Annotated in this window: 20 protein-coding genes and 1 riboswitch; of the genes, 5 read left to right on the forward strand and 15 right to left on the reverse strand. The window is 41.4% G+C overall.

Annotated elements, in window-relative coordinates:
* Positions 1 to 24 precede the first annotated feature (24 nt).
* Complete coding sequence (locus tag ACXAEO_RS18395) at positions 25 to 729, reverse strand: amino acid ABC transporter permease (protein WP_474883483.1); 705 nt, start codon at positions 727 to 729, stop codon at positions 25 to 27.
* Complete coding sequence (locus tag ACXAEO_RS18400) at positions 713 to 1537, reverse strand: amino acid ABC transporter substrate-binding protein (RefSeq protein ID WP_474883485.1); 825 nt, start codon at positions 1535 to 1537, stop codon at positions 713 to 715. The genes ACXAEO_RS18395 and ACXAEO_RS18400 overlap by 17 nt, the downstream gene beginning before the upstream one ends.
* A gap of 202 nt (positions 1538 to 1739) precedes the next feature.
* Here ACXAEO_RS18400 and ACXAEO_RS18405 point away from each other — a divergent pair, with 202 nt between their 5' ends.
* Entirely contained in the window at positions 1740 to 2360 is a 621-nt protein-coding gene (locus ACXAEO_RS18405; protein WP_474883487.1) for an NAD(P)-dependent oxidoreductase, read from the forward strand.
* Positions 2361 to 2419: 59 nt separating this feature from the next.
* Here the strand turns inward: ACXAEO_RS18405 and thiE are convergent, their stop codons facing one another.
* The 10 genes from thiE to modA form a co-directional block, all read right to left on the reverse strand.
* Positions 2420 to 3064 carry a thiamine phosphate synthase gene (thiE, locus tag ACXAEO_RS18410; protein WP_474883489.1) on the reverse strand — a complete coding sequence of 215 codons (645 nt, stop codon included), beginning with the start codon at positions 3062 to 3064 and terminating at the stop codon, positions 2420 to 2422.
* Positions 3061 to 3867, reverse strand: a complete 807-nt coding sequence (gene thiD / locus ACXAEO_RS18415; RefSeq protein ID WP_474883491.1) for a bifunctional hydroxymethylpyrimidine kinase/phosphomethylpyrimidine kinase — start codon at positions 3865 to 3867, stop codon at positions 3061 to 3063. Before thiD ends, thiE begins: the two co-directional genes overlap by 4 nt.
* Positions 3868 to 3884: 17 nt before the next feature.
* On the reverse strand, positions 3885 to 4904 hold the full coding sequence (locus ACXAEO_RS18420; protein WP_474883494.1) for a thiazole biosynthesis adenylyltransferase ThiF: 1020 nt from the start codon (positions 4902 to 4904) through the stop codon (positions 3885 to 3887).
* A complete protein-coding gene (locus tag ACXAEO_RS18425) occupies positions 4901 to 5674 on the reverse strand; it encodes a thiazole synthase (RefSeq protein WP_474883496.1) in 774 nt (257 codons plus the stop codon). The genes ACXAEO_RS18420 and ACXAEO_RS18425 overlap by 4 nt, the downstream gene beginning before the upstream one ends.
* Positions 5671 to 5874: a sulfur carrier protein ThiS gene (gene thiS, locus ACXAEO_RS18430; protein ID WP_474883498.1), complete on the reverse strand. Its 204-nt coding sequence runs from the start codon at positions 5872 to 5874 to the stop codon at positions 5671 to 5673. The genes ACXAEO_RS18425 and thiS overlap by 4 nt, the downstream gene beginning before the upstream one ends.
* A 62-nt stretch (positions 5875 to 5936) precedes the next feature.
* Complete coding sequence (thiO, locus tag ACXAEO_RS18435) at positions 5937 to 7064, reverse strand: glycine oxidase ThiO (protein ID WP_474883500.1); 1128 nt, start codon at positions 7062 to 7064, stop codon at positions 5937 to 5939.
* Positions 7061 to 7684: a thiazole tautomerase TenI gene (tenI, locus tag ACXAEO_RS18440; protein WP_474883502.1), complete on the reverse strand. Its 624-nt coding sequence runs from the start codon at positions 7682 to 7684 to the stop codon at positions 7061 to 7063. Before tenI ends, thiO begins: the two co-directional genes overlap by 4 nt.
* 83 nt (positions 7685 to 7767) lie before the next feature.
* A riboswitch (TPP riboswitch) is annotated at positions 7768 to 7869 on the reverse strand.
* 76 nt (positions 7870 to 7945) lie between these two features.
* Complete coding sequence (locus ACXAEO_RS18445; protein WP_474883503.1) at positions 7946 to 8260, reverse strand: YbjQ family protein; 315 nt, start codon at positions 8258 to 8260, stop codon at positions 7946 to 7948.
* Entirely contained in the window at positions 8241 to 8480 is a 240-nt protein-coding gene (locus tag ACXAEO_RS18450) for a hypothetical protein (RefSeq protein WP_474883506.1), read from the reverse strand. Before ACXAEO_RS18450 ends, ACXAEO_RS18445 begins: the two co-directional genes overlap by 20 nt.
* Positions 8481 to 8631: 151 nt before the next feature.
* Positions 8632 to 9399, reverse strand: coding sequence for a molybdate ABC transporter substrate-binding protein (gene modA, locus ACXAEO_RS18455; RefSeq protein ID WP_474883508.1), 768 nt, complete (start codon positions 9397 to 9399; stop codon positions 8632 to 8634).
* Positions 9400 to 9589: 190 nt separating this feature from the next.
* On the opposite strand from modA, the gene ACXAEO_RS18460 reads away from it, so the two are divergent.
* Positions 9590 to 9910 carry an ArsR/SmtB family transcription factor gene (locus tag ACXAEO_RS18460; protein WP_474883510.1) on the forward strand — a complete coding sequence of 107 codons (321 nt, stop codon included), beginning with the start codon at positions 9590 to 9592 and terminating at the stop codon, positions 9908 to 9910.
* Positions 9911 to 10045: 135 nt separating this feature from the next.
* Here the strand turns inward: ACXAEO_RS18460 and yppF are convergent, their stop codons facing one another.
* Together yppF and ACXAEO_RS18470 are read right to left on the reverse strand one after the other, a co-directional pair.
* Positions 10046 to 10258 carry a YppF family protein gene (yppF, locus tag ACXAEO_RS18465; protein ID WP_474883514.1) on the reverse strand — a complete coding sequence of 71 codons (213 nt, stop codon included), beginning with the start codon at positions 10256 to 10258 and terminating at the stop codon, positions 10046 to 10048.
* A gap of 168 nt (positions 10259 to 10426) precedes the next feature.
* Positions 10427 to 11839 (reverse strand): SpoVR family protein, encoded by a 1413-nt coding sequence (locus ACXAEO_RS18470; protein WP_474883516.1) that lies wholly within the window; start codon positions 11837 to 11839, stop codon positions 10427 to 10429.
* Between the two features lie 196 nt (positions 11840 to 12035).
* Here ACXAEO_RS18470 and ACXAEO_RS18475 point away from each other — a divergent pair, with 196 nt between their 5' ends.
* The 3 genes from ACXAEO_RS18475 (at position 12036) to ACXAEO_RS18485 (ending at position 14549) form a co-directional block, all read left to right on the forward strand.
* Complete coding sequence (locus ACXAEO_RS18475) at positions 12036 to 13406, forward strand: aldehyde dehydrogenase (protein ID WP_474884283.1); 1371 nt, start codon at positions 12036 to 12038, stop codon at positions 13404 to 13406.
* Positions 13407 to 13570: 164 nt separating this feature from the next.
* Positions 13571 to 13813 carry a YhdB family protein gene (locus ACXAEO_RS18480; RefSeq protein WP_474883518.1) on the forward strand — a complete coding sequence of 81 codons (243 nt, stop codon included), beginning with the start codon at positions 13571 to 13573 and terminating at the stop codon, positions 13811 to 13813.
* 121 nt (positions 13814 to 13934) lie between these two features.
* Positions 13935 to 14549, forward strand: coding sequence for a biotin transporter BioY (locus ACXAEO_RS18485; protein ID WP_474883520.1), 615 nt, complete (start codon positions 13935 to 13937; stop codon positions 14547 to 14549).
* A gap of 219 nt (positions 14550 to 14768) precedes the next feature.
* Here ACXAEO_RS18485 and ACXAEO_RS18490 read toward each other — a convergent pair whose 3' ends face one another.
* Positions 14769 to 16526 carry a phospho-sugar mutase gene (locus ACXAEO_RS18490; protein WP_474883522.1) on the reverse strand — a complete coding sequence of 586 codons (1758 nt, stop codon included), beginning with the start codon at positions 16524 to 16526 and terminating at the stop codon, positions 14769 to 14771.
* Positions 16527 to 16662: the final 136 nt, after the last annotated feature.

Below are 16662 nucleotides of genomic sequence, written 5' to 3' on the forward strand. Positions count from 1 at the left end.
GGTAAAAACTCCTTTTTAAACGCCCTATTTTGAGACATACCGATCTAAGCGCGCCTCAATTCTGCCTTGAACCACTGAAAGGAGAAAACACATAATCCAATATAATAACGCTGCTTCACTATAAAGCAGTAAAAATTCGTAATTTGTAGCCGCAATTTCCTGCGCTCTTCTAAACATCTCCGTCACTAGAATCAACGAAGCAAGTGACGTGTCTTTCACAAGACTAATAAAAGAGTTAGATAGAGGCGGAATGGAGACTCGTGCCGCCTGAGGCAAAATGACTCGTTGCAATGCTTTACGATAGGACATCCCAATGGAATAAGCCGCTTCCCACTGACCTTTTGGAATCGATAGAATAGCCGCTCGAATAATTTCAGAGGCATACGCCCCTACACTTAATGAAAAGCCGATGATAGCTGATGGAAACGGGTCAATTACCAATCCAAGATTGGGAAGACCATAGAAAATAATAAATAATTGCACAAGTAATGGTGTTCCCCGAATAATGGACACATACACCCGTGCAATTATATTTAAAATTTTGATACTCGATAAACGGGCAAGGGCCGTTAAAACGGCAAGGGTAATCCCTAACACAAAGGAAATAAGCGTTAAAGGAATTGTATATTCAAGAGCTCCCTCTATCATTGGATAAAGGGAACTCTTGGCAAGCACCGCGAGACGTTCTAAACGTTCCGGATCTTGAAAAATATTATTTAGGAGATACATCTTCACCAAACCACTTTTCAGAGATTGTCATGTATGTTCCATCTTCTTTCATTTCTGCCAACGCTTTGTTTACTTCCTCTACTAATTGACCGCTGTCTTTTCTAAACATTAAGCCACTTGCTGCTGCATCTTCAGCTTCATCTGCGATTTTAACTGCTGCATCCGGCTTTTGTTTCGTATAATCTAAAAACGATAACTTATCGTTAATCGTCCCATCTACACGCTTAGAAGCAATTAATTCCATCGCTTGATTGAAACCTTCTACTCCTACAAGTTCAGCGCCGTAAGACTTAGCCAAGTCACCGTAGTTACTTGTTAATGATTGAGCCGCTTTTTTACCTTGTAAATCTTCAAAGCTTGCGATATCCGTATTGTCTTCACCAACTACTAATACAGCTGCTGATGCAATGTACGGATCAGAGAAATCATATTTCTCTTGACGTTCAGGTTTAATTCCAACTTGGTTAGCAATCATATCAAAACGTTTTGCATCCAAACCAGCAAACATACCGTCCCATTGTGTTTCCATAAATTCAACTTCTACTCCAAGACGTTTTGCTACCTCTTCAGCGATTTCTACATCAAAGCCTGTTAACTTCCCTGATTCATCATGGAACGTGAATGGAGGATATGTTCCTTCTGTTCCAACTTTTAACACGCCTTCTTCTTTGATTTGCGTGTATAAATCTTCAGTAGCCGCTCCATTGCTCTTATCAGTGCCGGCTTCTTCAGTTTCTTTTGTACCGCACGCTGTTAATACAAAAGCAAATGCGAATAAAGTCGCCATAAGTGCGAATAATTTTTTCATTTCTAAACCCCCAGTATTCTTATAGGAATTGCAAGACAAGGTGATGATACTTAAGATTGGACAAAATGTCAACTTAAAAATATCTGCATGCTTATTTTAACCGTTTATTTCTCATTCATCCACTTTCCAGCCCAACTACATTCGCTTTTCTCTCCCGTTGTACTTTATAATCGTGGTAAACAGCAAGGAGGCACAAAGAAAAATGAACATTTGTTTACTTGGAGCAACAGGTCGTGTCGGTCAAAAACTGCTGGCACTGTTACTCGAAAAGGACCATAACGTGACCGTCTTAGTCCGAACTCCTGAGAAATTAATGATGGAACATGATCAACTTCGTGTCATAAGAGGGAACGCACTGGACTTTTCTTCCGTTCATCAAGCTGTAGAGCACTGCGACCTTGTGATCAGTGCCTTAAACACAGACGGTGGAGCGACCTTGTCCAAGAGCATGAAGCATATCATTGACACGATGGGGAAATATGGTATTCCACGCATTATTACCATTGGCACTGCCGGTATTTTACAAGCACGTACAGTTCCTCACTTATATCGGTTCCAGTCACCTGAATCGAAACGGAAAAGTACACGAGCAGCTGAAGATCACCTTAACGCTTACTTGCTCTTAAAACAGTCGATGCTTGAATGGACAATCGTTTGCCCTACTTATTTACCGGAGGGAGAAATAACAGAGATATATCGGGTGGAAAAAGATATGCTTCCAGACGGCGGACAGAAAATTACTACAGGTGATACAGCCCATTTCACTTATTCATTGTTACATGCCCATCACTTCCGACGCGCTCGTGTCGGCATTGCTTATTAACGTACATACCCCCCATGTATACAAAGTGAAACAGCCGCTCAGATAAGCGGCTGTTCATCTTATTTTGACGCATCCACAATCCCTTTCAACTCTCGTGCAGCTTGTTGAGGAGAGGAGTTTAGAGAAATAGCGGAAACAACAGCAATCCCATCAGCTCCTGCTTTGATCACTTGATTGGCATTGTCTCTGCCGATTCCTCCAATACCTACAAGCGGTAAGGTTACGCCAGCTGAGCGGATTTGCTCAATGACAGAAGGACCACTAATTTCTCGGATGTCTTCTTTTGTTGTTGTATGAAAAATAGGGCCGACACCGAGATAATCAGCGCCTTGTCGCGCCGCCTCTTTCGCTTCTTCTACATTATGCACCGATACACCGAGTATTTTCGTGCCAATTTTTCTTCTGACTTCTTCAATCGTTTCATCTTCTTGTCCGACATGAACACCGTCTGCTTCAATGGCTACAGCCAAATCCACGTCATCATTCACGATAAACGGAACGTCATATTGTTGACAAATGCACTGTAATGCCTGCGCCAGCTCCATCTTTCCACTGTCTGTCAAACTTCCTTTTCCTTTTTCGCGAAATTGAAAAATGGTGGTGCCTCCTTTTAGCGCTTCTTCGACAATCCATTCAGGAGACACGGTACCGTTTGTACTTCCCATTACAAAATATAAAGCAAGCTGTTCATGTAATGTCGTCATATCATCACTTCCTGTTTTCGATAGGCCCAATGATTCGTTGGACCGTGACCATTTCCGATATTCAGCGTTTGTTTAATGGCCGCATGAACAAATTCAGAGGCGATTCCAGCAGCTTCTTCAACTGAAGCTCCCTTTGCTAGTTCTGCTGCCATGCATGCTGAAAATGTACAACCTGTTCCATGCGTATGCTTTGTCGGAATTCGTTCATGAACAAATTCTACAAACCGCTCTCCATCGTACAATAAATCTACGAGTTCATTCGTATCCGAATGCCCTCCTTTAATAATAACATGGCGGGCACCGGCATCATGAAGATAGCGGGCTGCCTGTTTCCGTTCTTCCATCGATTGAATCTTCATTCCGGTTAGTTCTTCCGCTTCCGGAATATTTGGTGTAATTACTTCACATAAAGGAAGCAATTTCACTTTCAACATTTTTACGGCATTTTGTTGTAATAGCGAGGCTCCTCCTTTTGCAATCATCACCGGGTCGACAACGACATTCTTTAAGTCATGTTCTTTTATTTTTTCAGCTGTCAATTCAATCATTTCTGCACTAAACAACATCCCCGTTTTGACGGCAGTTGGACGTAAATCGGTGACAACCGAATCAATTTGGGCAGCGACCGCTTCTAGCGCCAGAGGATACACCCCTTGTACGCCTGTCGTATTTTGAGCTGTAATGGCTGTAATGGCTGACATACCAAATACGAAACGCTCTTGAAACGTTTTTAAGTCAGCTTGAATCCCTGCTCCTCCTCCACTGTCCGAACCCGCAATGGTTAATGCTTTCACAATGCTCATAGTTTCTCCTCTTTCCTCTATCCTAAATAACGATGATACAGCGTCTTCGCTAACACGATATCATTTGTTCCGTGTACAAATGCTCGACCGTCTTTAAATAAAACGAGTCGGTATTCCCCAATTGTGACCGAAATCAAATATGGATTTTGCTCGACTTGTCCGTGCTGCTTTTCCAAAAGCTTGGCCATTTCTTCCAAGTCTCGTGTTTGCATATGCGGTGGACGAATTTGTACCGTATTACGTCCGCATAAAACAGCTGTTTTCATTTGATTTTCATCTTGTAAAAACGGATACGAAGGATTAGAGCCACATGATGGGCAATCTCCTCGCTTTAACTTATCTACCGCAATCATCGTATGCTGGTTTTTCCACAAATCAAATGACACTAGCTTTTTCCGTAATGCTTCTGTATCGCCTGTCAACAGCTTAAGAGCTTCTGCCACTTGATAGGCATTCACCATTTGAACGGCAGGGCTGATAATGCCTGACGTATCGCATGTGAGCCCATTCATTGGCACCGTTTCTAGCAAGCACGATAAACAGGGTGTTTCGCTAGGAAGAATCGTATACGTTAAGCCGTAACTCCCGACACAGGCCCCATAAATCCATGGAACTCCATACTTTTGAGCCAAATCATTTATAATAAAGCGCGTATCAAAATTATCCGTTGCATCCATAACAAGATCGACTTGTTGGATAAGCTCCTCTAATTCCTTTACGCTCACATCCATAACCTCAGCATCAATCGATATATCCGAATTGATTTGCTGCAAGCGCTGCTTTGCAGCAACCGCTTTTGGAAGCCGGTTTTGTGCATCTTGCTCGCTGTAAAGCTGTTGGCGCTGTAGATTACTCCACTCTACATAATCTCGGTCTAAAATGGTCAGTTTGCCAACTCCTGCCCTGGCAAGCGCTTCTGCACTTCCCGTTCCTAAAGCTCCTGCTCCAACAATTAATACATGCTTCGTCGCAAGCATCTGCTGTCCCTTTTGACCAATTGGGGCAAATAGCTCCTGACGTGAATAACGCTCACTCAAACAAGACTCATCCCTTCTGTCGGACTGCTCGCCGTTGCATAGCGTTTCTTTGGAATTCTTCCCGATTCATAAGCAAGACGTCCCGCTTCAATCGCAAGTTTCATCGCCTTTGCCATACCAACAGGATCCTTAGCCCCTGACACAGCCGTATTTAAAAGCACCCCATCCGCTCCAAGTTCCATCGCTTGTGCCGCATCAGAAGCCGTTCCGATTCCTGCGTCCACAATAACAGGAACAGTGGCTTGCTCAATAATAAAGCTAAGGTTTAATGGATTAATAATCCCTTGCCCACTGCCAATCGGGGAAGCTCCAGGCATAATCGCATGAACCCCAAGTTCCTGTAATCGACGGGCAAGGAGGACGTCATCAGATGTATACGGCAAAACAACAAAGCCTTCCTTCAACAGTTCTTCACTCGCTTTTAACGTTTCGACAGGATCTGGAAGCAACGTTTTATCACAACCGATCACTTCAACTTTAATCATGTCACAAAGCCCAGACGCTTTCGCCAACTTGGCAATGCGTACAGCTTCCTGTGCCGTTTTCGCTCCTGCCGTATTTGGAAGCAAGGTAAATCGATGAACTTCTAGTTCTTCTAGCAAGTTCGGCTGAGACGCTTCAAAAATATTCATTCGTCTAACGGCAAATGTTAAAATATTCGTTTCCGACACTTCCACTGCTTGCTTTTGAATGTTGTAATCCGGGAATTTTCCTGTTCCTAACAATAAACGTGATTGAAATTCATATGGTCCAATTTTTAACATGTTCAACCGCCTCCTACAAATGATACGAGCTCAATACGATCTCCATCTTTTAACATTGTATTAACATGTTCTTCCTTTTGTAAAATCATTTCATTCAACTCAACAATCACAACTCGCTGATGAAGCTGATGCCATTCAAGCAACTGCTGAACGGTTGTAATGCTCTCATCTGCTTGAATGTTCTCTCCATTAATGATGAGTTGCATATCATACACCTCTCCTTTTCTTCTGCACAACTATCAAGACCACAATTCCTGCATCCCACTTTTTATGTAACTGGCTGATGGCGATGAAGATTGAATGCCTCTAAAAAGTACGTTGATACGGATTTTCCTTGAATAACATCAGACATGAAGGTTCCGGTAGCTGCACTCAATAAAATTCCGTTTCGGTAATGACCAAACGCCATGTAAAGATTTTTATACTCATCATGCTTACCTAAATAGGGCATTCCATCATCCGTTTGCGGCCTTAGTCCTGCCCACTGTCGCTCAAACAACGTTTCACCTATGCGAGGGACAATTTGCTGAGCTTTTTGCAGTAAATACATCATTCCATTTAACGACACCTCTTTATGAAAAGAGCGAGGAATTTTTGTTGCCCCAATGATGATCCGACCACCTGCTTTCGGAACGAGATAAAATCCTTCATCTAAAAAAATTGTACTCGTGAGCAGTCGCTCTTTCGTCAGCACGGATACACATTCCCCTTTTACCGGGTACACATCACCGTTTGCCATAAACGGCTGCATGAGCTGTTTCGCCCATGCTCCAGTCGTGACGAGTACTTTATCTGCGTGAATCATGCCAGTTGTAGTGGCAACCCCTGTAACTTCTCCATTCCTCTCGACAATGGATTGAACGTGACAATACTCTTGAATGACAGCTCCATAAAAAGAAGCGCCAAGAGCCAAAGCCTCGGTTAATTTAACCGGATTGACTTGCCCATCGTTTGGAATGTACATCGCTCCTTCCAAATACGGCGAAAGTTCTTTCTCTTGCATTATTGCTTCTTTTGATGTCAGCCACGTAACATCCGCATCCCACGTTTGATGATGTTTTACTTTTTCCTTTAGGCGTCTTGCTTCTTCAGGTGAGCGGGCTGGTTTTAATACCCCTTTTTGAATGAGCTCTGCATCAATTCCAGTTTCTTCTCGCAATTCCTGAATCAACTCACCAAACTGCCTACGACTTTGCAGCGCCAATTGAAGCAGAGGTCCTTCTTCATCAATTTCTGCTTGTGCCCCTAAAATGCCGGCAGCGGCGCTGGATGCTTCGCTTCCAACCTTGTTTCGCTCCAACACCACTACCTTTACATTACTTTTTGCCAGTTGATACGCAATCGAACAGCCAATAATCCCTCCGCCTACAATGGCGACATCATAATGCGAATTCACATCATTCCTCCCCTTTTTTGTAAAGCATTTTGATACCGTTTCGCTTGCTCTTCCGGATGGTTCGCCATAAACACGCCTGACATCACCGCAATCCCATCAGTTCCTACTTGAATCACTTCATGGACATTTTCATGTGTAAGTCCGCCAATCGCTACAACTGGAATTGACACAGCTTCCTTCACTGCTTTCAACGAAGCAAGCCCTCGAGGCAGCTCTTGTTGTTTCGATTGCGATGCATATATATGCCCATAAAACACGTAATCAGCTCCTTGTTGCTGCGCTAATTGCGCTTCCTCTACTGAATGAACCGATTTTCCGACAAGCAAGCTTGGAAAACAGCTTCTCACTCGCTCAAGTGGTAAACTGTGATACGCAAGATGAACCCCCCGTACTCCCATCGCACACGCCACATCGACACGATCATTGACAATAATTTTAGAAAGAGGAACCCCGCTTCGCTGCAGCTCTTCTATGATGTAAACGAGTTCTGCAGCTGTTTTTGTCTTTTCCCGTAAATGAATCGCATCCACATTCGGATGAACGGCAGCAACAGTCTGAATCAATTCATCAATCGGCTGTTTTCCTGTTGATACAGCATGAAACTGTGGCACTTTTTTCATTTTTTGACCTTCCTTTATCACCTAAAACAATATAAAAACCCACTCTGCCAGCAGAGTGGGTTGAATATAACAATTTTATCTCAATCGTTACGTTACCACTTCCCTACGCTGGTATAAGCCAGATCAGGTTCAAAGGGTCCGAATGCGCTCCGTCTCAGTCCGAATGGACTCCCCTAGTGAATTTTCAAATTATTTATTTTTTTTACGCCCTTAGTATAACACACTTGCTATTTTTGGCAAGACCTAAAATGTAAGCGTCTCTTATTCGACATACACAGCCGTGCCGTAAGCCATAATTTCTGACGCATTTTGCATAACATTCGACGTTTCAAGACGTAAAGCAATGACAGCATTGGCTCCTTTTTGCTGGGCATCCTCAACAAGACGTCCGATCGCTTGCTGACGGGCCGTATCCATCATGTCTGTATATTCCTTGATTTCTCCTCCAACAATCGTCTTCAATCCAGCCATTAAATCTCTTCCAATATGCTTGGACTGCACAGTGCTTCCGCGTACAAACCCTTTCAGTTCTTTAATTTCTTTACCTGGTACAAAATCAGTAGTCACGATAATCACGTTCATCATCCTCCTTTTTCTCTTTTCTTCTTTCAACAATCAGTACAGCAAGCAGCAAGCCTAACGCAAGTCCATAAACGACAAAAAAGATAACCGCCTTTTGTCGATCAATAAAAAGCAGCACCATTCCCATTAATTGCCCGACAACCGCTGTGATAAAGAATATATATTTCAGCAACTGCACCGTTAACCTCTTTTCGTTGAATAATGATCGCATCATTAATTATTATACTTCTCCTGCCTTTAAGATATATCCTTCATCTTCTGGCTTTTTCCTATATCGACTCATTCCATTTCCCCATAAAAAATACCAGTTAAACAAACGTTTATTTAACCGGTATACAGCATTCAAATGAATGATTGTTTTCCTACTACAATTTTTTAAATCCATATTTTTGGAAAACTTCAATGGATGTCTGTCCGCTCAAATAGTGATAAAATAACGCCGCTTCCTTTCGATAGGCTGTTTTTTTTACAATACCTAAAGGATAGACAATCGGATCGTGGAATTGGGGATGAGCGGTTTCGACAATGCGTACTTTATCTGACATAAGAGCATCTGTCCGATAAACCATCCCAGCATCTACATTTCCCGTTTCCACATAAGTGAGCACTTGACGAACATCTTTAGCATACACTACTTTTTCCTGCACATCGCCCCAAATCTCCAAGTGTTCGAGTGTTTGCTTCGCATACTTGCCAGCTGGAACAAATTCTGGAGTACCTATTGATAATCGCTCTGCTTTTGTTATTTGTGAGAACGACTGAATTCCACTACTTGAATTTTTCGGCACAATTAAAACAAGCTCATTGCCAACAAGCGTTGTACGATACTGCTCATCCAACAATCCACGTTGCTCGACGTCCGTAAATTTATCCTCAGCTGCCGAGAAGAATACATCAATGGGAGCTCCTTGAACAATTTGCTGCTGCAGCGCACCAGAAGCACCGAAGTTATACACTACATCAATGGAAGGATGTTCCTCTTCAAACAGTTTCTCTATTTCAATCAGCGCCTCTTGAGTACTGGCGGCAGCGGATATTGTTAGCTCAATTCGTTCTTTTCCATCGGTTGTGCATCCTGCCAACGCAGTAATGATGCCGAGCCATAAAACCATTACCTTATGTATCTGTTTCATTTTCCTTTTCTGCCTCATTTCATGATTCATTCTCTTTTATATTATCGATTCTTCCACTTAGAATCTACGTAAATTTAGCGAATGATATCATGAAAACGACCTTATTTCCAACAGCAGAACAGTTGCATTTTTTACTTGTTGTTATATAATGACGTTACATCAATAAAATTTGATACAGGAGCTGTTCAGCATGGGTGAATTTCCATTACAAAATGCTTCATTGCCAGCGACACTTGCCATATACGAAGCCAAATTTAAAGCATTGGCAGATCAAAAACGGCTTCATATTATGCATGTCCTCTGTCAGCATGGCTCTACTTGTGTTTGCGACTTAAGCGACATGATTGAGATGCCTCAATCTAAATTATCCTATCACTTAAAGATCTTATTGGATGCAAATTTGATTACAAAAGAAACAAAAGGAACATGGAGCTATTACGAGGTAAATAATGAAGAGGTAAATAACCTATTATCACCTGAGCTCTGCTGCCTATTTCGTCCATCTTGCTGATTTCTCTCTGCTCGCTCATGTGAATAGATATCATAAATGAAGAAATCACCGGCTAGTTTGGCAGAACGGTACTTTAACATAGTTGCTTGCCGGCAGAAACGAACATACAAGCCTTGTAAGCTTCTCTTGCAAGGCCTATATACAAATGTAAGGCTTACGTCGCTGTGAGAATCCCACTCGTTTCTTCGCTTTCTCGCTCTTAAGGTGCAAAAACAACGTTTTATATTCAACAGTGGACAACTCACCGCAAATATAGCCTTTTTGAATATAGTCAATCAACTCATCAAGATGAGACGGCTCTCTTTTTTTCATTAAAATAAACTGACGAATTAAGTCCTCTACTAACATTAGATGGCCTCCTTTTAGAATTTAAAATATGGTGACGCTTACAAGAAGCATACCATGAAATATGCTTGTCCTTAACAGAAACCGTCAGACATTTTACTACAATTTTCTCCTCTGCACGATGATTAATCCAAAACAGAAAGAAGCTGCCCCTATCTGGCAGCTCCCTCGTTACATAAATTTCCGATGCATGCTTTTTCCATCATACGTGAACACGACTGGTTTGCTTTCCAAAACCGTTTCCATATGCACGGCTCTCCCCCATAGCTGGTAAACATACGGAACTACTTTTTCTAAATATTTCACGTCAAGCTCAATGCCCTCAAACCAGTGCTTCAAATACAGCTCCCCATTTTTTAAATAATCTCCGTCATTGACTGTGATGTATGGAAAACCGCCATTCACTCTCATATTTACGAGCTGATCACGTACTTCTGTCCATTCCTTATCCACAATCTTGTAATCTTTTCCTTGCTTTTGGAACAAATACATGTCTTCTCTCATGACTAAATCTTTTGTTAAATAATTACGAAGAAACGAAATATCCGATTCAATTTCCCGAACCTCAAACATCTTATCTCTGCCAGATCCACTCTCTACACCTTGACGCTTCAATTTCTCTGTTGGATGATTGTAACGTTCCTCAATATCTTCAAATATTTTCAACCCAAGATAATACGGATTAATCCCTGTCCGAGACGGCTGAACAACCCCTGCATTCAGTTTGGCAAATTCAATGGACTCATCACTTGTTAAATCCATCTCTCTTAAAATTCGTTGATGCCAATAACTTGCCCAGCCTTCGTTCATGATTTTTGTTTCAAGCTGCGGCCAAAAATAGAGCATTTCCTCCCGCATCATCGTTAAAATATCCCTTTGCCAATCTTCTAAGTTACGCGCATATTCTTCAATGAATAAAAGAATATCCTTCTCCGGACTTGGAGGGAATCTTTTCATTTTTTTGGAAGGTTTCGGTTTTCTCCTTCCTTTATAATCTAAATTCCATAAGTCATCATAAGGGCTTGCTGTTGATGATTGTTCTTCCTCCTCTTCATCGTGTATACTCCAGGAAAGCTTCGGTCTCATTAAGGAAGGGTCAATATGCTCTTGAATAGATAATACCGCATCCAAGAACGTTTCAACCTCTCTCTTTCCATGAATGAGTTCATAATGTTTAATGCGATCAGCTGTCGCTGCCATACTTTCAACCATATCTCTTTTCGTATTACTGAAACGGCAGTTATTTTTAAAGAAGTCACAATGCGCTAAAACGTGAGCCACAATCAGCTTGTTTTGAATTAATGCATTGGAATCAAGTAAAAAGGCATAGCAAGGGTCTGAATTAATAACTAGCTCATAAATTTTGCTTAAACCTAAATCATAGTGAAGCTTCATTTTATAAAATTGCTTTCCAAAGCTCCAATGGGAGAAACGTGTTGGCATGCCGTAAGCCCCAAATGTATAAATAATGTCAGCAGGACAAATTTCGTACCTCATCGGATAAAAATCAAGACCGAAGCCTGAAGCGATTTCTGTAATTTCATCTATCGCTCTCACTAGCTCCTTACGATCTTCCTCTTTCATGTGTACATCCCCCTTTCGTTCTTATTCCAATTTATGAGCTTTCTTGGCAAATCATGAAGCAAAAATCTTAGAACTTGCCTTTCTATCTCCTTTACATTACAATATGTTTAAACACTTAAACACATTAAATATAAAGAGAGACTGCATTTATACTGCAATCTCTCTTAAATTCATTTCCAAATCATTAGAGGTGAACATAATGAACATCCCGTCTATTATTGAGCAACAGCGCTCTTTCTTTTCTACTGGAAAAACAAAAGAGATTGATTTCCGCCTTGAACAGTTAGGCAAATTAAAAAAAGCAGTAAAAGAACGAGAACCACAAATTATTGAAGCATTGAAGCAAGATTTAAATAAATCTGAACTAGAAGCGTATGCGACAGAAATTGGAATTTTGTATGAAGAAATTAATTTAATGATGAAGAATTTACGGACGTGGGCAAAGCCTGAAAAGGTCAAGACGCCCATAACCCATGCAGGGGCTAAAAGCTATATTTATCCAGAACCGTACGGCGTCACATTAATTATTGCACCGTGGAACTATCCATTTCAGCTCCAGCTCTCTCCCTTAGTGGGCGCGATGGGTGCAGGTAACTGTGCCGTTTTAAAACCATCTGAACTAACACCAGCTGTATCGTCTTTGCTATCAGAACTGGTTCAATCTACATTTGCACAAGAGTATATTGCTGTTGTAGAAGGTGGGGTTGAAACGAGCCAAGCCTTACTCGAAGAAAAATTTGACTACATCTTTTTTACGGGAAGCGTTCCAGTTGGACGAATTGTGATGCAAGCTGCTGCTAAGCATTTAACACCTGTCACCCTTGAACTCGGAGGAAAAAGTCCTGCTATTGTCGATAAAGATGCAAATCTAGAACTGGCGGCGAAACGCCTTGTGTGGGGAAAATTTACGAATGCAGGTCAAACATGTGTCGCACCGGATTATTTACTCATTCATTCCGCTGTCAAAGAATCGTTCATCCGATTGTTTCAGCAGTATGTTACTGAATTTTATAGTGAACATCCGCTTCAAAGCGAACATTATTCACACATTGTGAGTGAACGCCATTTTCATCGTCTTGTGAGTTTCTTGCAGGACGGAACTGCCATTATCGGAGGAGATTATGATGAAAAAAGCTTAGCCATTGCTCCGACGCTTTTAGACGGAGTAACGTGGGATGCCCCGATTATGCAGGATGAAATTTTCGGTCCGATTTTACCGATGATGGAGTTCACGGATTTAGAAGAAGCGATTGAACACGTGCAACGTTTTCCCAATCCGCTTGCCCTTTATTATTTCTCAGAATCCACTCAAAGTCAGGAAAAAATTCTCCATTCCCTCGCATTTGGAGGAGGATGTATCAATGATACGATTATGCATTTAGCTAATCCACATCTTCCTTTTGGTGGAGTCGGCAACAGTGGCATTGGAAGTTATCATGGCAAAAGCAGCTTCGATGTGTTCACCCATCGCAAAAGTGTCTTGAAACAAACAACCAAAATGGATTTACCGTTTCGCTACCCTTCCTTTAAATACAGCTTAACTGTACTAAAAAACATTTTTAAATAAGCTATAAGCGAGAAAAGAGCCCTTTTTAGACAGGCTCTTTTATTTTACTCTTAACCATTCAAAATATTCCCTTCGTAAATTGGGCCGTTCCCCAACATTTACAGGGCAACATTCTTCCTCAAACAACACACAATATCATTAACTCCTCTAAAGGAGGGCTTACAATGAATAACATTGATTATGATAAAGCACTATACTACACACACCGTTCACAATGGGACAATTTGTTAATTTTAATGGTTCGTACAAAAGATGATTTTCTTTCAAAGAAAATTGAACATTTTTTACATGCCTATAACTTTGAGCGAAACTACCAAGTAATTCAAGAAAACCTATACTCTTTGTTAAGATATATCGATCATGCTTCTATCACATCGGAATACCAACTGTATGCTGACGAAATATAACTTTTCCCTGCCTTTTTACGAAGGCAGGGCTTTTTTATGTAAACTCATTTCATATTTATGTTGACATTAAAACCTTTTCCCCTTACCATTTTGAAGTAAGATGAACTGATATATAAGGGGGATGCTTTCTTTGAGAGATAATCGAAAATTTCAAACACTAGATATTACGTTAGTTGCCATGTTTGCTGCCTTAATGGCCATCGGGGCAAACATTACTTCATGGGCTCCGTTTCTGCAAGTAGCAGGCGTTCCATTGTCCATGCAACCGTTTTTCACTATTTTAGCGGGACTTTTGCTCGGAAGTCGTCTCGGTGCCATCTCCATGTTGGTATACATGTTGATTGGAATGGCTGGAGCTCCCGTATTTGCTGGATTTTCAGGAGGAGCTGCAGTCATTTTTAAAAGTACGGGCGGCTTTATTTTATCCTACATCGTAGCCGCCTATGTCGTTGGAAAAATTATGGAAGCCAAAAAGGATCCATCACTCTCTACTTTTATGGCGGCTTCCTTTGTCGGCATTCTTCTCATTTACTTCATTGGAACAAACTACATGTATTTAGCGGTTAACTACTGGCTTTCTGCACCAATGAGCTACGGAACGGCTTGGAAAGTCATGCTATGGTTTGCTGTGAAGGATATCGTCTTTACCATTCTAGGCGCATTTTTAGCTCCACGCATTTACCGTTCTCTTCAGCGTTCGGCTTATTTTGCAGGACGGACGAATCGTACTGCTTAATCAAAACCTTTTATAGGGATGTCTAAAACGAGAGAGTGTCCCTCGGTTTAGACATCCCTTTTAATTTCGATTTTTGAACAGAACATAACCTCTTTTGTTCTGATGTTCTCTTTTTTAAACAAACGTTTAGTTAAATAGAGCTCAAGCCTTACCGCCGTTGCCGAATCAAGCCTTTAATCAAACGTTTGTTTAACAAAAAAAAGCAGGATGGCTGACGCCTTATCCTGCCTTAGAAGTGCTTTCTACAAGCTCATTAATCCGTTGCATTAAATCTTGTTCAATGGCTTGCAGTTTGGTAATACTTTCTTCTTCACTCGCTGCTTTCACACCGAAATAAAACTTCACTTTTGGCTCTGTCCCTGACGGACGAAGGCAAAACCATGAACCATCTTCTAAAAAGTATTTTAAAACGTTGGATTTTGGTAAAGCAATTTGTTCGAGCGCTTTCGTTTCTAAATTAGTCCGTTCACTCGTTTTGTAATCCTCTTGGGTCACAATCTGTTGGCCTCCCATGGAAATCGGTGGACTTTGACGGAAAGAGGCTAGAATCGATTGAATTTGCTCTGCTCCTTCTTTTCCTTTTAATGTTAATGATTTCAGCCCTTCGCGGTAATAGCCGTACGTTTCAAAAATTTGACGCAATGCTTCATACATCGTCATGCCTTGTTTTTTATAATACGCACAAACTTCTACGGCCAATAATACAGCTTGAATGGCATCTTTATCACGGGCAAAGTCTTTAATTAAATAACCGTAACTTTCTTCATAGCCAAACTGGAATGTATACTCACCTGTCTGCTCGTATTCTTTAATTTTTTCCCCAATAAATTTAAATCCAGTTAATGTATCGAGCGTTTCCAAACCAAAAGAAGAAGCAATGTCACGACCCATTTCAGATGTTACAATAGTTTTTAACACAATCCCGTTAGCAGGCAATGTCCCTTTTTCTTTTCGTTGTGATAATAAGTAATGCAGAAGAATCGCACCTGTCTGATTCCCTGTCAGAAGGACATATTCGCCATTTTCATCCTTCACAGCTACTCCTAATCGGTCAGCGTCTGGATCTGTGGCAATTAAAATATCTGCATCAATCTTTTTCCCCTCTTTAATCGCATATGTAAAAGCAACCGGTTCTTCAGGGTTCGGTGATTTAACTGTCGTAAAGTCCGGGTCTGGAAGTTCTTGTTCTTTCACAACTACCACGTTTTTATAACCTAAAGAGGCTAACGCTTTGCGCACCGGTTTATTGGAAGTTCCATGAAGCGGCGTAAACACAATTTTCAACTCATCGCCAATTTCTTGTGCCAAAGAAGGATTCAAAGCAACTGTAAGCAACTGCTCATTATAAGCCTCATCGATTTCGACGCCAATCATCTTAATCATGCCTTTTTCCTTTAAGGCTTGTTCTTCTTCTACTTGAATAGTCAATTCATTTTCAATTGCATTGACCTCATTCACTAAATCATCGGCAGGCCCTGGCGGAAGCTGTCCTCCGTCTGATCCATACACTTTAAATCCATTGTATTCAGGAGGATTGTGACTAGCCGTAATGACAATTCCACCAAACGCGTTCAGCTTGCGTACAGCATAGGAAAGCTCTGGTGTCGGACGAAGCTCCTCGAATACATATGCTTGAATCCCTTGAGAAGCTAGCGTTTTAGCCGATTCCATCGCAAACTCTGGAGATTTATGACGGGAATCATAAGCAATGACTACACCACGCTTTTTTGCTTCTTCTCCAAATGATTCAATGTAATTGGCAAAGCCTTTCGCCGCTTTGCGTACTGTATATAAATTCATTCGGTTCGTACCAGCACCGATTTCACCGCGCATTCCGCCTGTACCGAACTCTAAGTCTTTATAAAAGCAATCTTCTAGCTGCTTTTCGTTGTCTTGCATTTCTGTTAACAAGCTGCGCATTTCTTGATCCAAGCTCGCCTCTTGTGCCCAAAGCTCATATTTTTTCATCCAACTCATATGACAATCCCTCCGACAGAAGATAAATTTGAAGAGGAGAAGGCACCAAAGCTAAGCTTTGACTCCTTCTCCTGAAAGGACCTGTGATAAACGTACGTAAAGTAAGGGATTCATCAACCGGTCTTTCACTAACAAC

The organism is Bacillus sp. ABA4_010, assembly GCF_056159105.1.

What these genes read in the sequence shown, in the direction of transcription:
- ACXAEO_RS18395 (WP_474883483.1), bottom strand. Translation starts at nt 729, where the DNA reads ATGTATCTCCTAAATAATATTTTTCAAGATCCGGAACGTTTAGAACGT.
- ACXAEO_RS18400 (WP_474883485.1), bottom strand. Translation starts at nt 1,537, where the DNA reads ATGAAAAAATTATTCGCACTTATGGCGACTTTATTCGCATTTGCTTTT.
- ACXAEO_RS18405 (WP_474883487.1), top strand. Translation starts at nt 1,740, where the DNA reads ATGAACATTTGTTTACTTGGAGCAACAGGTCGTGTCGGTCAAAAACTG.
- thiE (WP_474883489.1), bottom strand. Translation starts at nt 3,064, where the DNA reads ATGACGACATTACATGAACAGCTTGCTTTATATTTTGTAATGGGAAGT.
- thiD (WP_474883491.1), bottom strand. Translation starts at nt 3,867, where the DNA reads ATGAGCATTGTGAAAGCATTAACCATTGCGGGTTCGGACAGTGGAGGA.
- thiS (WP_474883498.1), bottom strand. Translation starts at nt 5,874, where the DNA reads ATGCAACTCATCATTAATGGAGAGAACATTCAAGCAGATGAGAGCATT.
- tenI (WP_474883502.1), bottom strand. Translation starts at nt 7,684, where the DNA reads ATGAAAAAAGTGCCACAGTTTCATGCTGTATCAACAGGAAAACAGCCG.
- ACXAEO_RS18450 (WP_474883506.1), bottom strand. Translation starts at nt 8,480, where the DNA reads ATGATGCGATCATTATTCAACGAAAAGAGGTTAACGGTGCAGTTGCTG.
- modA (WP_474883508.1), bottom strand. Translation starts at nt 9,399, where the DNA reads ATGAAACAGATACATAAGGTAATGGTTTTATGGCTCGGCATCATTACT.
- ACXAEO_RS18460 (WP_474883510.1), top strand. Translation starts at nt 9,590, where the DNA reads ATGGGTGAATTTCCATTACAAAATGCTTCATTGCCAGCGACACTTGCC.
- yppF (WP_474883514.1), bottom strand. Translation starts at nt 10,258, where the DNA reads ATGTTAGTAGAGGACTTAATTCGTCAGTTTATTTTAATGAAAAAAAGA.
- ACXAEO_RS18470 (WP_474883516.1), bottom strand. Translation starts at nt 11,839, where the DNA reads ATGAAAGAGGAAGATCGTAAGGAGCTAGTGAGAGCGATAGATGAAATT.
- ACXAEO_RS18480 (WP_474883518.1), top strand. Translation starts at nt 13,571, where the DNA reads ATGAATAACATTGATTATGATAAAGCACTATACTACACACACCGTTCA.
- ACXAEO_RS18485 (WP_474883520.1), top strand. Translation starts at nt 13,935, where the DNA reads ATGCTTTCTTTGAGAGATAATCGAAAATTTCAAACACTAGATATTACG.
- ACXAEO_RS18490 (WP_474883522.1), bottom strand. Translation starts at nt 16,526, where the DNA reads ATGAGTTGGATGAAAAAATATGAGCTTTGGGCACAAGAGGCGAGCTTG.